At 68.5% G+C, this 14,013-nt stretch carries 13 protein-coding genes and 1 tRNA gene; 8 read left to right on the top strand and 6 right to left on the bottom strand.

The features are described 5' to 3' along the window. Positions 1-21: 21 nt before the first annotated feature. Genes moaC through galU form a run of 3 tightly spaced genes read right to left on the bottom strand, consistent with a single transcriptional unit; the run spans position 22 to position 2,571 of the window. The gene (gene moaC, locus HCN51_RS09010; protein WP_168008657.1) at positions 22-498 is read right to left on the bottom strand and encodes a cyclic pyranopterin monophosphate synthase MoaC; all 477 of its coding nucleotides are present in this window, start codon (positions 496-498) and stop codon (positions 22-24) included. Continuing rightward, a complete protein-coding gene (gene glp / locus HCN51_RS09005; protein WP_168008655.1) occupies positions 495-1,682 on the bottom strand; it encodes a molybdotransferase-like divisome protein Glp in 1,188 nt (395 codons plus the stop codon). Before glp ends, moaC begins: the two co-directional genes overlap by 4 nt. Then, positions 1,669-2,571 carry a UTP--glucose-1-phosphate uridylyltransferase GalU gene (gene galU, locus HCN51_RS09000; protein WP_080044989.1) on the bottom strand — a complete coding sequence of 301 codons (903 nt, stop codon included), beginning with the start codon at positions 2,569-2,571 and terminating at the stop codon, positions 1,669-1,671. The genes glp and galU overlap by 14 nt, the downstream gene beginning before the upstream one ends. A gap of 24 nt (positions 2,572-2,595) precedes the next feature. Between galU and HCN51_RS08995 the strand changes: the two genes are divergently transcribed. From HCN51_RS08995 to HCN51_RS08985, 3 genes are all read left to right on the top strand, one after another. Further along, positions 2,596-3,165 carry a 5-formyltetrahydrofolate cyclo-ligase gene (locus tag HCN51_RS08995; RefSeq protein WP_168008653.1) on the top strand — a complete coding sequence of 190 codons (570 nt, stop codon included), beginning with the start codon at positions 2,596-2,598 and terminating at the stop codon, positions 3,163-3,165. A gap of 24 nt (positions 3,166-3,189) precedes the next feature. Further along, on the top strand, positions 3,190-4,695 hold the full coding sequence (locus HCN51_RS08990; RefSeq protein WP_168008651.1) for a potassium/proton antiporter: 1,506 nt from the start codon (positions 3,190-3,192) through the stop codon (positions 4,693-4,695). Between the two features lie 71 nt (positions 4,696-4,766). Next, positions 4,767-5,075, top strand: a complete 309-nt coding sequence (locus HCN51_RS08985) for an FmdB family zinc ribbon protein (RefSeq protein ID WP_168008649.1) — start codon at positions 4,767-4,769, stop codon at positions 5,073-5,075. Positions 5,076-5,665: 590 nt separating this feature from the next. On the opposite strand, the gene HCN51_RS08980 is transcribed toward HCN51_RS08985, so the two are convergent. Together HCN51_RS08980 and HCN51_RS08975 are read right to left on the bottom strand one after the other, a co-directional pair. After that, positions 5,666-6,427: a class I SAM-dependent methyltransferase gene (locus HCN51_RS08980; protein WP_168008647.1), complete on the bottom strand. Its 762-nt coding sequence runs from the start codon at positions 6,425-6,427 to the stop codon at positions 5,666-5,668. Between the two features lie 515 nt (positions 6,428-6,942). Continuing rightward, positions 6,943-8,913 carry an MDR family MFS transporter gene (locus tag HCN51_RS08975; protein ID WP_168008645.1) on the bottom strand — a complete coding sequence of 657 codons (1,971 nt, stop codon included), beginning with the start codon at positions 8,911-8,913 and terminating at the stop codon, positions 6,943-6,945. 159 nt (positions 8,914-9,072) lie between these two features. Between HCN51_RS08975 and HCN51_RS08970 the strand changes: the two genes are divergently transcribed. Genes HCN51_RS08970 through mscL form a run of 3 tightly spaced genes read left to right on the top strand, consistent with a single transcriptional unit; the run spans position 9,073 to position 10,888 of the window. Further along, on the top strand, positions 9,073-9,879 hold the full coding sequence (locus HCN51_RS08970; RefSeq protein ID WP_168008643.1) for an S-methyl-5'-thioadenosine phosphorylase: 807 nt from the start codon (positions 9,073-9,075) through the stop codon (positions 9,877-9,879). Continuing rightward, the gene (locus HCN51_RS08965; RefSeq protein ID WP_168008641.1) at positions 9,876-10,463 is read left to right on the top strand and encodes a CpaB family protein; all 588 of its coding nucleotides are present in this window, start codon (positions 9,876-9,878) and stop codon (positions 10,461-10,463) included. Before HCN51_RS08970 ends, HCN51_RS08965 begins: the two co-directional genes overlap by 4 nt. A 23-nt stretch (positions 10,464-10,486) precedes the next feature. Beyond that, a complete protein-coding gene (mscL, locus tag HCN51_RS08960) occupies positions 10,487-10,888 on the top strand; it encodes a large conductance mechanosensitive channel protein MscL (protein ID WP_168008640.1) in 402 nt (133 codons plus the stop codon). 10 nt (positions 10,889-10,898) lie between these two features. On the opposite strand, the gene HCN51_RS08955 is transcribed toward mscL, so the two are convergent. Continuing rightward, positions 10,899-11,957 (bottom strand): D-alanyl-D-alanine carboxypeptidase family protein, encoded by a 1,059-nt coding sequence (locus tag HCN51_RS08955; protein ID WP_080044981.1) that lies wholly within the window; start codon positions 11,955-11,957, stop codon positions 10,899-10,901. Positions 11,958-12,819: 862 nt separating this feature from the next. On the opposite strand from HCN51_RS08955, the gene HCN51_RS08950 reads away from it, so the two are divergent. After that, positions 12,820-12,892, top strand: a tRNA-Arg gene (locus tag HCN51_RS08950). Positions 12,893-13,409: 517 nt separating this feature from the next. Next, positions 13,410-13,958, top strand: a complete 549-nt coding sequence (locus HCN51_RS08945) for a hypothetical protein (protein WP_168008638.1) — start codon at positions 13,410-13,412, stop codon at positions 13,956-13,958. The last annotated feature ends 55 nt before the right edge of the window (positions 13,959-14,013 follow it).

The raw sequence follows: 14,013 nt of genomic DNA, 5'->3' as shown, positions 1-14,013 counted from the left end.
TCGCTCCCCAATCAGGCCGGATCAGGCCGGATCGCGCGTCCACCGGCCCGTCTTGCCGCCCAGCTTCTCCTCCACCCGCACGTCGGTGATCACCGCACCCGGATCCACCGCCTTGACCATGTCGATCAGGGCCAAAGCCGCTACGGACACCGCCGTCAGCGCCTCCATCTCCACCCCGGTCCGGTCGGCCGTCTTGACCCGGCAGGTGATCCCCACGCCCCAGTCTTCGACGTCGAGGCTCACCTTCACCCCGTGCAACGCGATGGGATGGCAGAGCGGGATCAGGTCGGGCGTCCGTTTCGCCCCCATGATCCCCGCGATCCGCGCCACCCCGAGTGCGTCGCCCTTGGGCACCTCGCCCGACCGCAGCAACGCCACGGTCTCGGCCGACAGCAGCACCCGCCCGGTGGCGACGGCACTGCGCGCCGAAACGTCCTTGGCCGACACGTCGACCATGCGCGCGGCGCCCGTCTCGTCGATGTGCGTCAGCTCGCTCACAGCCGGACCACCTCCACGGAAGCGCCCGCCGCCACCTCGGTCACGTCCTCGGGCACCACGATGAGCGCGTTCGCCGAGGCCAGCGCGGCGAGCTGGTGAGATCCCTGCCCGTGCGCGGGCGACACGGTGCCGTCGGCCGCGAGCACCCCGCGCAGGTACGACCGCCGCCCGAACGGCGAGCGCAACACCCCGGTGGTGACCGCGGTGACCGTCTCGGGCATCCCGCCGGGCAAGCCGCGCATCTTGTCGAGCGCGGGGCGGACGAACAGCATGAACGACACGAAGGACGAGACCGGATTGCCCGGCAACGCGAAGATCGGCACCTGGTCGTCACCCAGGACCCCGAACCCCTGCGGCATCCCCGGCTGCATCGCCACCTTCTCGAAGCGCACCGTGCCCAGCGGCGACAGCGCCTCCTTGACCGGCTCGTACGCCCCCATCGACACCCCGCCGCTGGTGATGATCGCGTCGGCGCGTACGAGGTGGGTGTCGAGCCGATCGAGCAGGACGCCCGGATCGTCCCCGACGGAGCCGGCGCGGAACCCGTCGGCCCCCACCTCCCGCACGGCGGCCGTCAGGGTGTAACTGTTGGAGTCCCAGATCTGGCCGGGCTGGAGGGTGCCGCCCGGCTCCACCAGCTCCGCGCCGGTGGAGATCACGACGACCCGGGGCCGCGGCCGCGCCCACACGCGCCGCCGCCCCACGCCCGCGATGATCCCGAGCTGCGCCGGCCCGATCACGGTGCCGGCCTTGAGCACGACCTCGCCGGCCTGCACGTCTTCGCCGGCCCGCCGGATCGCGTTGCCGGCCTCGGCGCGGCGGTCGATGCGTACGGTGACCGTGCCGCCGTCGGTCCACTCGACCGGCACGACCGCATCGGCCCCGGCCGGCAAGGGGGCTCCGGTCATGATCCGTACGGCATGCCCGGGCCCCACCGCCCGCAGCTCCACCGACCCGGCCGCCACGTCGTCGATCACCGGCAGCGTCGCAGGAAGGTCTGTCAGGTCCTCGGCGCGGACCGCGTAGCCGTCCATGGCGGAGTTGTCGAACGGCGGCAACGGCACCGGCGAGGAGACGTCCTCGGCCAGCGTCGTGCCCAGAGCCTGCTCCAGCTCCAGCTCAAGGGGGGCCAGCGGACGAACAGTGGCCAGGATCTCGGCCAGATGCGCGTCAACTGATTTCATCGAGGAACTCCCGCAGCCACGGCACGAACTCCGGCGCCAGATCCTCGCGATCCGCCGCGAACTTCACCACGGTCCGCAAATAGTCGAGCTTGTCGCCCGTGTCGTAGCGCCGCCCCCTGAACAGCACGCCGTGCACCGGCCCGCCCTCCTCGGAGCCACGCGAGGCCAGCGTCCGCAGCGCGTCGGTGAGCTGGATCTCGCCGCCGCGACCCGGCGGGGTGTTCTCCAGCACCTCGAAGACGGCCGGGTCGATCACGTAACGCCCGATGATCGCCCAGTTGGACGGCGCCTCGTCGGCCGGCGGCTTCTCCACCAGGTCCGTCACGCGGACGACGTCCTCCTCGGCGGTCGCCTCGATGGTCGCCACGCCGTACAGCGAAACCTGCTCCTTGGGGACCTCCATCAGCGCGATCACGCTCCCCCCGAACGTGTCGCGCACCTCGATCATGCGGCGCAGCAGGTGGTCGCGGTGGTCGATGAGGTCGTCACCGAGCAGGCAGGCGAACGGATGGTCGCCGACGTGGTGCTTGGCGCACAGCACCGCGTGGCCGAGCCCCTTCGGCTCGCCCTGCCGTACGTAATGCAGGGTCGCCAGCGAGGCGGGCTCGCGAACCTGGGACAGCCGGTGCTCATCGCCCTTGGCTTCAAGGGCCTCCTCGAGCTCGAACGCCCGGTCGAAATGGTCTTCGATGGAGCGTTTGTTCTTGCCGGTGACCATGAGGACGTCGAGGAGCCCAGCGGAGGCGGCCTCCTCGACGACATACTGGATCGCGGGCTTGTCGACGATGGGCAACATCTCCTTGGGTGTCGCCTTGGTCGCCGGAAGAAACCGGGTGCCCAGACCCGCGGCGGGCACGACGGCTTTCGTCACAGGGTCGAAGTCAGCCATGAGTAGACCCTAGTGGAGGGACCTGTGGACAAGCTGAACCTGCGTCGCGAGGTGAGCGCGGCGCGTGCTTCCCTCTCCCCCGAACAACTGCGTGCAAACGCCATCAAGGTCCGCGAAACCCTGCTCGAACAGCCCTGGGTCCAGATGGCCGGTCTGGTGGCCTGCTACTGGTCAGCGGGGTCGGAGCCGGAGACGCACGGGCTGGTGTTCGCTCTCTGGAAACATGGAGCCACCGTTGTCCTCCCGGTGCTCCGTGAGGACAATGACCTGGATTGGGCGGTGTACGACGGGCCCGACACCCTCGCGCCCGGCCGCTTCGGGATCATGGAGCCGGTCGACACCCGCCGCGGCGTCGACGCCGTGCGCACCGCCGCCCTCGTGATCGTGCCCGCGCTGGCAGTCGACCGGCGCACGGGGGTCCGCCTGGGGCGCGGCGGCGGCTCGTACGACCGCGCCCTCGCCCGCGTCGGCCCGAACGTCCCCACCGTGGCGTTGCTGCACGACGGCGAGCTGATCGACGATGTCCCCGCGGAGCCCCATGACCGCCCGGTCCGCTTTGCGATGACCCCTTCAGGACTCACTAGGCTTATGTGAACGCAGATACCGGAGAGGAGCCAGATGACGCTTGATCTCTGGCTCCTCATCGGTGCCGCGATCGTCATCGCGGCGATCGCGTCCGTACGGCTGGCGCATCGTACCGGTCTGCCCAGCCTGCTCATCTTTCTCGGCTTCGGTCTGGCCTTGGGGCCTTCGGGGTTCGGGATCCCTTTCGAGAGCCCGCAGCTCGCCCAGCAGATCGGCCTGTCGGCGCTCGCCGTGATCCTCGCCGAGGGCGGTCTGACCACCAACTGGTCCCATGTGCGGCGTTCCGTCCCGTTGGCCCTGGTGATGGCGACCGTGGGCGTGACGGTGAGCATCGTCGTGGTCGCCCTGCTCGTCCAGGGGCTGCTCGGCATCAACGGCTCCACCGCGCTGATCCTCGGCGCCGTCCTGGCCTCCACCGACGCCGCCGCCGTCTTCTCCGTGCTGCGCAGGCTGCGCCTGCCGCCGCGCCTGGCGGGGGTGCTGGAGGCGGAGTCCGGCTTCAACGACGCCCCCACGGTCATCGCGGTGGTCCTGCTCAGCGGCGCGTCCGGCTCGCAGGCCACGCTAGGAACGTTCCTGCTGGAGACGACCGTCGAGCTGATCATCGGCGCGGCCGTCGGGCTCGCCGTGGGCCCCACCGGCGCGTACGCCCTGCGCCGCGTCGCCCTGCCCGCCTCCGGCCTCTACCCGATCGCCGTGCTGGCGCTCACCTTCGTCTCGTACGGCGGCGCCGTCCTCCTGCACGGCTCCGGCTTCCTGGCCGTCTACCTGACGGCGCTCATCCTCGGCAACTCCCGCCTCCCGCACCGGGCCGCCACCAGGGGATTCGCCGAGGGAGCCGCGTGGCTGGCGCAGATCGGCCTGTTCGTCATGCTGGGCATGCTGGCCGACGTGCACGAGATGCCGTCGGCCATCGTCCCCGCCCTGATCACCGGCACCATCCTCGTCCTCCTGGCCCGCCCGCTCTCGGTCGTGGCCAGCTCCGCGCTCGCCTGGGCCGTGCGCCTGGGCTGGGTGAGCTGGCGCGACCAGGCGTTCCTGTCGTGGGCGGGGCTGCGCGGCGCGATCCCGATCGTCCTGGCCACCATCCCCTGGGCGTCCGGCGTCCAGGGCTCCAAGGACATCTTCAACCAGGTCTTCGTGATCGTCATCGTGTTCACCCTGCTCCAGGGGCCGACGCTGCCGTTCGTGGCCCGCGTGCTCGGGGTGTCCGCCCCCGGCGAGGCCCACGACCTCTCCGTGGAGTCCGCGCCCCTGGAGGAGCTCAAGGCCGACCTGCTGCAGGTCACGATCCCGCCCGGCTCCCGCCTCCACGGCGTGGAGATCTTCGAGCTCCGCCTGCCCGCCGGCGCCCAGGTCACGCTCGTCGTACGCGACGGCAAATCGTTCGTCCCCGCCTCCACCACCCGCGTCCGCGTGGACGACCAGCTCCTCGTCGTCACCACCGCCGCCTGCCGCGACCAGGCCGAACGCCGCCTGCGCGCCGTCAGCCGCAGCGGCAAGCTGGCCGGATGGTACGGAGAGCGGGGGTTGGAATAGGTGATTGACCCGATCGGTTACCATTAGCAGTCGCATCGCTCGAGTGCTAGAGCTTGTTAAAGGAGGAGCGCGTGCCGACCTATCAGTACGCCTGCAACGACTGCGGTGAGCAGCTCGAGGTCGTCCAGAAGTTCACCGACGATGCGTTGACGGTCTGCCCCAAGTGCCAGGGCAACCTGCGGAAGGTGTTCTCCGCGGTCGGCATCGTGTTCAAGGGCTCTGGCTTCTACAAGACCGACAACCGTTCGTCCTCGTCGACCTCGTCGTCCTCGACCTCTTCTTCCTCTTCGTCTTCGTCGAAGTCCGGGGAGAGCAAGTCGTCGGACTCGAGCTCGTCCACCACCAGCTCGACCCCTGCCCCGGCTGCCGCGTCCAGCTGAGGTCCCGCACGGCTCCCACCACCTGCGGAGCCGTGCCCGTACGGCGCGCCGCTGCCCCTCGCCTGGCCCGCGGCGCCCATCCGGCACGCGCGGCAAGTGCTCTGGAGCTGCTGCGACTGAACCGGTGGCGGTAAGAGGCGGTCGGCGGGAGGTCCCGCGCGCTTCGCATGCCGCCACCGACCTCCCACCCGGCCTGGTCTTGGCCTGCCTACACTGCGCCCATCCGCGCGCAGCCGCGGAGCCTCCCACCCCGGAAGGCCACCGCCGCGCGCCCAGCGGACGGCCACGGCCGCGGAGACTATCTCCGCGCTACCGGGCGGCCGTTCTCGCGGGACCCTTGCCATAAGACCGAACGATCACGCCCGCGGGACTCCGCCACAGGATCGCACGATCACGCTCGCGGACTCTGCCACAGGATCGCACGATCACGCTCGCGGACTCTGCCACAGGATCGCATCGATCACGCTCACGGGACTCCGCCGCAGGACCGCATCGATCACGCTCACAGAACTCCACGGCAAGACCGGGCCGGCCCTCGGCACCACCTGCGGCTACGAGACTCTCGGACCCCCAAGGCTGCGTCCTCGACCTCACTGGCACCGTTCGAGCGTCAGCAGCGGCTCAGCGAAGACAGGCGCAGGCGCTCCGGAATTCGCGGCCACAACCTCCTCCAGCCGCCGGAACCCGATCTCTATCTCCTCGTCGCTCAGCTGCCCGAAGATCGAAAGGGTCCGCAACCGCAGCCGTTCGAACACGTCACTGTAGGTGCCGGAGGACGGCTCGGTGACCGTACCGAAGCCGGCGACGCGCCACCCGTCCGACGTGAACATGGCGATCACCTCGTGCAGCGGCTGGAACAACGCGGTGTCCGCCTCAAGGCCACGAGGAAAGTGCTCCAGCCACCACGGCCTGGGGTGATGATCCCGGAAATTCGCCCGCAGAAGCAGCCGCCCGCCCGGCCGGAGCACCCTGCCCAGCTCCCCGACCGCCCGCACCTTGTCCTGAACGTGGTGCCAGGCCAGAAACATGAGCGCGTAATCAGCACTCCCGGACGGCACCGGCATGTCCTCGGCGGAACCCGCCACGTACCGCACATCAGGATGCCGCGACTCCGCCTCCGCGATCTCCCGCATCCGAACGGCCGGCTCGACCCCGACAACCGGCCCGAACGCCCGCGCCAACGCAGGGGTGAACCTCCCGGTCCCCGACCCGACGTCCAGCCCCGCCAGCGGACGCCGCTCGGGCAACACCGCTTCGAACGCCCTGATCCACACCTGCGACTGCTGCTCGCTAAGCGCTCGGCCGCGCGCGTAGTTCCGGTACTGCTCTTTGTCGTAGTCGATCCGCCTCATCACCGCTCCCGGTCAGTCGAACTACTCGCAAAGCCTCCAGCCCGATATATCGAGCCGATACATCGAGACGATAGGCGGCACTGACCCCAGCGGCAAGAGCCCATCCCGACCTCGCCCGATTCCGCCCAACGACTCCACAACCTCCCGGCACCACATCCGGCACCACATCCGGCACAGCCTTCGCCAGCTCCGAGCCCACACCCGCACAGCCCTTGGCCAGCTCTCGAGCCCACACCCGCGCAGCCCTTCACCAGCAACCGAGCCCACACCCGCACAGCACCTTCACCAGCACCCAAGGCCAGCGCACAGCACCCGCCGGCTCCCGAAACTCCGCCGCCACAGCACGCGCAGCCGCTTGGACCCCATCCACGCAGCAACCGCCAGCCGCTTGGACCCATCCGCCCAGCACCCGCCAGCCCCCGAGACTCCGCCCACCAGCCGCCGGAACGCCGCCCGGCGCTCATCGAAGCGCCTGACTCCCCCTCACCCTCACCACCCGCCGAAGCACCACTCCCTCATCGAGAAGGCCGATCAGCCGGCGCACCGAGCAGCTCCGGCGCGATCCGTTCAACAAGCCGCTCAAGCTGCGGATCCGCCCCCCAATCCGCCACCAGCCCCCGAAGCCCCTCACAAGCACACCCCAGCAGCCGCGCAGCCGCCTCCTCCCCCGCCTCCGTGAGGCACAACGCGTCCCCGTCCGCGGATCGGCGCACCAGATTCACCGCCACGAGCTGATCGACATAAGGCCGCCCGTACTCCCTGCTCACCTCGGCCCGCGCGGCCAGCTCCTCAGCCCGCACCCACCCTTCACCGCTCAGCCGGGCGATCACCCACACCCCTTGGGGCGCGATCCCGTCCAGCCCGGCCAATGCCCCGAGCCGGTCGTAGTAGCCGCGCCGCAGGTCCGCATCGGCCAGCCGTACCAGCCCCCGCTCGACCTCGGCCAGCGACGACCGCTCGGCGGACGTGGCCCCCAGCCCTTCGCCCAGGTCCGCCGCTTTCGTCGTCTCCCTGAGCCGCGCCTGCGGAATGAACCAGCTCAGCAGGAACGCCCCGCACATCACGGGCGCCGCCACGCGGAAGACGGACGCGATCGCATCCGCGTACACATGCAGGAATCCCTGCGCGAGCCCGCGCGGCAATCGCTGAATGACAGTGGGGTCCTGCTGAACCCGCCCAGGATCGAACCCGGCCGGCAGCCGCACCCCGCGCAGCACCTCCCGCAGATCGTCGTTCAGCGTGGCCGAGAACACCGATCCCAAGGTCGCCACCCCGAAGGACCCTCCGATGGACCGGAAGAACGTGGCCCCGGAAGTGGCGACGCCGAGATCCTTGAAGCTGACCGCGTTCTGCACCACGATGACCAGCACCTGCATGGTCATCCCCAGCCCGACGCCGAGGACCAGCAGGTAGACCCCCATCGCGAGCAGACTGCTCCCCTCCGTGAGCGTCGAGAGCAGGAACATCCCCACGGTCGCGACAGCCGTGCCCGCGATGGGAAGGAATCGGTATTTGCCGGTCTTCGAGATGATCTGCCCGCTCACGATCGACAGGGTGAGCATCCCGGCCATCATCGGCAGCAGGTACACCCCCGACAGCGTCGGGCTGACCCCGTGCACCACTTGCAGGAACAGCGGCAGGTACGTGAGCGCCCCGAACAGCCCGAACCCCACCACGAACCCGACCACCGACGACATGGCGAACGCCCGCACCCGGAACAGCCCGAGCGGCAGCACCGGCTCCTTCGCCCGCCGCGCCACGAGCACCCACCCGGCCAGCAGGACCGCCGCCGCCCCCGCCAAGCCCAGAATGATCGGATCCGTCCATCTGTACGTGGTGCCGCCCCACGTCGTCATCAGCACCAGACAGGAGGTCGCCGCACCGAGCAGCACCACCCCCGCGTAGTCGATGGTGTGCTTGGTACGCGTGTCGTCCCCCGGCAGCACCGCCACGATGACGAACAGTGCCACCGCCCCCAGCGGCAGGTTGACGTAGAACACCCAGTGCCACGACAGATGATCGACGAACAGCCCGCCGAGCAGCGGCCCCACGATGCTGGAAACCGCGAAGACCGCCCCGAAGAAGCCCTGGTACCTCCCCCTCTCCCGCGCCGAGACGACATCGCCCACGATCGCCTGGGCCAGCACCATCAGCCCGCCCCCGCCCAGCCCCTGAACGGCCCGGAAGGCGATGAGCTCGCCCATGTTCTGGCTCAGCCCGCACAGCGCCGACCCGGCCAGGAAGATGCAGATGGCCCCGATGAACAGCTTCTTGCGCCCGTACTGGTCGCCGAGCTTGCCCCAGAGCGGCGTGGAGACGGTCGAGGCCAGCAGGTAACCGGTCACGACCCACGACAGCCGCTCCAGCCCACCGAGGTCGCTCACGATCGTCGGCAGCGCCGTGGACACGATCGTCTGATCGAGCGCCGCGAGCAGCATGCCGAGCATGAGCGCGAGGATGATGAGCCCGAGGCCCTGTTGCCGCATGCGGCGATCCTACTCTTCGTACTGGTGTGCCTACTCCGCGCGACCAACTATCCACAGCCGACCCCGCTGTCCACAGCTCACCGCGTGCCAGTCGCGGTTATCCACAGAACGTCGTTCGTGTCCGCCTCACCCACCACCGCTCCGGATACTCTCTGCGCCATGGTCACTCGTGCAGATATCGGTGTCATCGGCGGTTCCGGCTTTTACTCCCTGCTCGACGACGCGGAGGAGATCGAGCTCGCCACACCCTACGGCCCCCCGAGCGATGTCGTCACCGTCGGGCGCATCGGCTCCCGCTCGGTGGCGTTCATCCCCAGACACGGGCGAGATCACCGTTTCCCCCCGCACCGCATCCCCTATCGTGCCAACCTTTGGGCACTGCGTTCGCTCGGCGTCCGGCAGGTGCTCGCGCCGAGCGCCGTAGGTTCGCTCAGAGCCGAGTACGGCCCCGGCGCCATCGTCGTCCCCGATCAGCTCGTTGACCGCACCTCTGGCCGCACCCAGACGTATTACGACATCGACGGCGCGGTCCACGTCTCCTTCGCCGACCCCTACTGCCCGGCGGGCCGCTCGACGGCCGTGGCGTCGGCCCGCGCGGGCGGCTGGGAGACGGTCGACGGCGGCACCTTGGTGGTCATCGAGGGCCCGCGCTTCTCGACCCGCGCGGAGTCGCAGTGGTTCGCGGGCAACGGCTGGTCGATCGTGGGCATGACCGGCTTCCCCGAGGCGATCCTGGCCCGCGAGCTGGCCTTGTGTTACACGTCCATCTCCCTCGTGACCGACCACGACGCCGGAGTGGAGGCCGGCCAGGGCGTGACGCACGACGAGGTCCTCGAGTTCTTCGCGCAAAACGTCACCCGCATGCGCACTCTGGTCTCGGAGACCGTTCAGTCCCTGCCGGAGGAGCGCACCTGCCCCTGCGGGTCGGCGCTCGACGGCATCAAGCTCCCCTTCGAGCTGCCGTGATCCAGTCCTGGCTCTCGCGCCACGGCCGTCGCCGCCGCCTCGTAGCGGCGGCGCTCGCCGCCGTCTCCGTCGTCGCGGCCTTCGCCGCCACCCGCCCCGCCGGCTCCGCCCCCACGGTCCTGGTGGCCTCCCGCGACCTCTCCCCCGGCCCACTCAACGCCGCTGACTTCCACCCGGCCGCCCTCGTCCCTCCACCCACAGGAGCCATACGTACGATCCCGGCAGGCCAGACCCTGGCCACCCCCATGCGCAAGGGCGAGCCTCTCACCGACGTCCGCCTGCTCGCCTCCTACCGCCTCCCGCCGGGCCTGGTCGCCACCCCGGTCCGCATAGCCGACGCCGCCGCGGCGGCCTTGGTCTCCCCCGGCTCGACGATCACCCTCCTGGCCGCCTACGATGCGAGCACCCCCGCCCGCCGGCTCGCCGAGGACACCACGGTCCTGTCCATCCCGAAGCCCACCACCACCGACGACGACGCCGGCACACTGATCGTTCTGGCCACAACCCCGACCCAAGCAGCCGACCTGGCCACCGCCCAGGCTCACGCCCGCCTGTCGCTCACCATCAAACCTAACTTACGGTAATCGTTCGACTACGATCCATTCCCATGAACGGATTCAAGAAGTTCCTCATGCAGGGGAACGTCATCGACCTGGCCGTGGCAGTCGTCATCGGGGCCGCCTTCAACTCGATCGTGCAGTCGTTCGTGGCCGACCTGCTCACACCACTCATCTCCGCCTTCGGCGGCCTGCCCGACTTCTCCTCGCTCAAGGTGACGGTCGGCCGGTCCAACTTCATGTACGGCAACTTCATCAACGCGGTCGTATCGTTCCTGCTGGTCGCAGGCGTGATCTACTTCCTGGTGGTGAAGCCGTACACCCACCTCAAGGAGCGCGGTGCCGCCAAGGTCGAGTCGAAGACCCGCGACTGCCCAGAGTGCCTGTCGGAGATCCCCAAGCCCGCCTCCCGCTGCGCCTACTGCAGCGCTCAGGTGGCCCCGGCCGCCTGAGCCCGACGGCTCAGAGCAGCTTGTCGATCTTAGGATCGTACTCCCAGTGCCACGGCTCGAACGGGCTGCTGTAGGCCCAGGAGGGGTGGAACCACCCGTACCGCTTGGAGTTCTTCTCCATCCACACGAACTCCGCGGACCCGGACCTCTCCACCCCACCGCACAGGTCCACAGCCAGCCCGAGCCCGTGGTTGCTCCGCCCCGGCACAGCGGCGAACCCAGGCCGCCGATAGTAGACCGACTGCTGCTCGGCCAGGCTCCGATAGGCGTCGGTCACGCACATGGGCTTCCCGAACCGCTGCCGATAAGCCTCGTTCAGGCTGACGAACGCGATCGTGGCATCCGCCCTGAGACTGAACCCCTTCTGCTGCAACGGACAGAGCATGGCCTTCGGGATCAGCCCGTTGGGATACTGATCAGCGGTGGCCGCCCGGAGCGGATTGCACCCGAGCGCCGCCCGCCCCACCTTGTCGACCTTGATCCCCAGCTTGACCAGCGCCGCCGTCAGAGACTTCACGATCTTGTCCGACCGCTGCCGCAGGGTGTCGACCTCAGCGGCCAACTGCGCCTCGGCCAGCAGATTCCCCGCCCGCAGCTCCTGCGCCTCGCCCGCCAGCCGCTCGGTCTCCTTGTACAGGGCGCTCGTCTGCTCGACGGCCTGCTGCCGCACCGCCACGATCTGGTTGGCGTCCATCAGCGCCCGCAACGTCTTCTCATCCGCACTACCGGACAGGAACGGCACGATGCCGCCGGCGATGAACGGCTGCTGGTACAACAGCTCCGCCATCTGCGAGACAGGCTGCCGCATCACGGCCAGCCGCCGCTCGAGCTCCTGCAGCGTGGTCAGCTTGCTCTTGAGCTCCTTCTCGGACGCCGCGATCTCGGCCCGCCGCTTCTCCAGCGCCTTGGTGGCGTCCTCGAGCTCCTTGGCCGACCGCTCGGCCTCTTTCCGCAGCTCGGTCAGATTGCCCGGATCCTTCCGCACAGCTTCCTGCTGCGCGCGCTGAACCCGTACCTCAGCCTGCGCCGGAACACCCCCCAAGGGCACGAGAAGAGAAGCCACCGCCATGACAACCGCGATCAGACCCGCTGATCGAGGGGCTGGCACGTCCGACTCCTCCGTTTGCAATCTCGTTACCCTGGTCAGGCACGCACGTTACTACAGCCCCCCGAGTGCCCGGACCGAACTCCGAAGAGCTGTTACGAGACAAATAGCCCACTTTGCCCGCCGAACCACGCCCCGCCCCCTCACGACGCCTCCGGCGCACTCAGCTCCTCACAATCGTGTACGCCCTCAAGCCCTCACCGGTTCAAACCCCCGGCAACCACCCATCACCCACCAAACCCTCCTCCTGCCCCGCCCCTTCCTGCTCCTGCTCCCGATCCCGGCACAACTCCCACAACCAGGTATCCACCCACTCTCCTGGACACCCACCCTGAGTCCGCACGGGAGCCGGCGTAACAGGCTCCTTCTCTTTCCCACGCTCCTCCGGAGCGGCCTCCTCGACCTCCACCCTCCGCACCCGCCGAGGCACTTCCCGCACAGGCGAGGGCATGGCAGCCGCATACCGCCGCTCAGGCCGCGGAGGCGCCGGCACCAACACCGGCTCGAACGCCACCCCCGCTACACCCTCCTCCCCACCCCCCGCACGAGCGACCCCCCACTCAAACCCACGCATCTCCCCCGCCAGCAACCCTCCCGCAAGAATCGCCGGCGCCAGCAACGCCCCGAACAGCACAACAGGCCGCCGACGGGCCTGCGCACATCGCCTCCTGGTCACAGCCCCGACGGTATCCGGGCACGATGCGCACGATTCTGATCACTTGTCATGCCTTTACCGCAGCTCAGAGCACCCATAACCAACCCGGGGAAACTGGCGGGGGGCCGCGTCACACACAGTGCCAAACTTTCGCTAGGCTTACGAGCGTCCGCCTCCGTAGCTCAGGGGATAGAGCACCGCTCTCCTAAAGCGGGTGCCGCAGGTTCGAATCCTGCCGGGGGCACGCTTCTCTGTCAGGCATTTCGGCCTCTGACCTGCGGCTTCGTGACCGCAGGTCTTTTGCTTTCTAGACCCTTGATAGGTAACGGAGAGCACCTGTATGCAGCCATAGGACCTTGATCAGGGGACATGCGGGGGATGATCATGGCTGCAGCATCGCAGCCAGGAGACACGAACCCCAGGACGGTGCCGGCCTGCCGGTCCACACGAGCTGCGGCCAGTCCGTTGAGCCCGCCATCAGCTCGATTGTCTCGAGGCTACACCCGGCACAACAAGGAACTCAGCCCTGAGGCCCCGCTCGAGGGACCTCATTGGCCTCGCGCACTCACTGGCACCGGACAAGGCATCTGCCAGGCTTCCCTGACTGGTAGCGCAGCCCGCTAGGCATCACGACTTCCGATGGAGGGCCTCATTGACAACCGACACAGGCCTTTGCTCAGGATGCTGCGACTCGAATCGATGCAGATGGCCACAGCGTTCATGGGGCCAAAATTGTCGTACATACGTTCTACCCTAGATGCATGATGGTTGACAGGCCGGGCAGCCAAAAAGCCCTTTGGATCCAAAGGGCACGATTGTTCATAGTGTCATATGCGCCACTTTTCGCCATCTTCGCAGCCCGCAGCGCGCCACATTGGTGGTGGACCGGCACACTCGGCGCTATCGCCATCTGGGGAGCGCTGGACGGATGGAGGCTGGTACGAGGTTCGCTCCGCCACGCCCACCTTCGCATGGAAGTCAAGAGCATCGAAGATCAAGGGGGTGCCGTCTCGGGGTACCTAGCGACCTATCTACTCCCATTCCTCACCGAACTACCCCAAGGATGGGGCGATGCACTGGCATACGTCTTCTACTTCGCAACTGCGCTCGCCATCTATGTGCAGTCCGACCTAGCGGTGGTCAATCCGACGCTCTACCTTCTAGGTTGGCGCCTTTACAAGGTGTCCCTCAACGGCCAGAGCACGATTTTGGTGTCTCGCTTGTCGGTCAAAGTGGGCGATAAGGTACAAGTAGCACATGCGCTGAGTGTGCATGTCGATGTCCGATCATATGGCACGATAGAGAAGTGACTTCCCCCGCCAGCGAGGCTTTGATCGACAGCCTGAAGCTCATCGGAACGCCGCA

Origin of the sequence: Nonomuraea composti (genome assembly GCF_012034275.1) — a bacterium.
Classification (GTDB): Bacteria; Actinomycetota; Actinomycetes; order Streptosporangiales; family Streptosporangiaceae; genus Nonomuraea; species Nonomuraea composti.
This window is presented reverse-complemented; position numbering and strand designations above follow the sequence as displayed.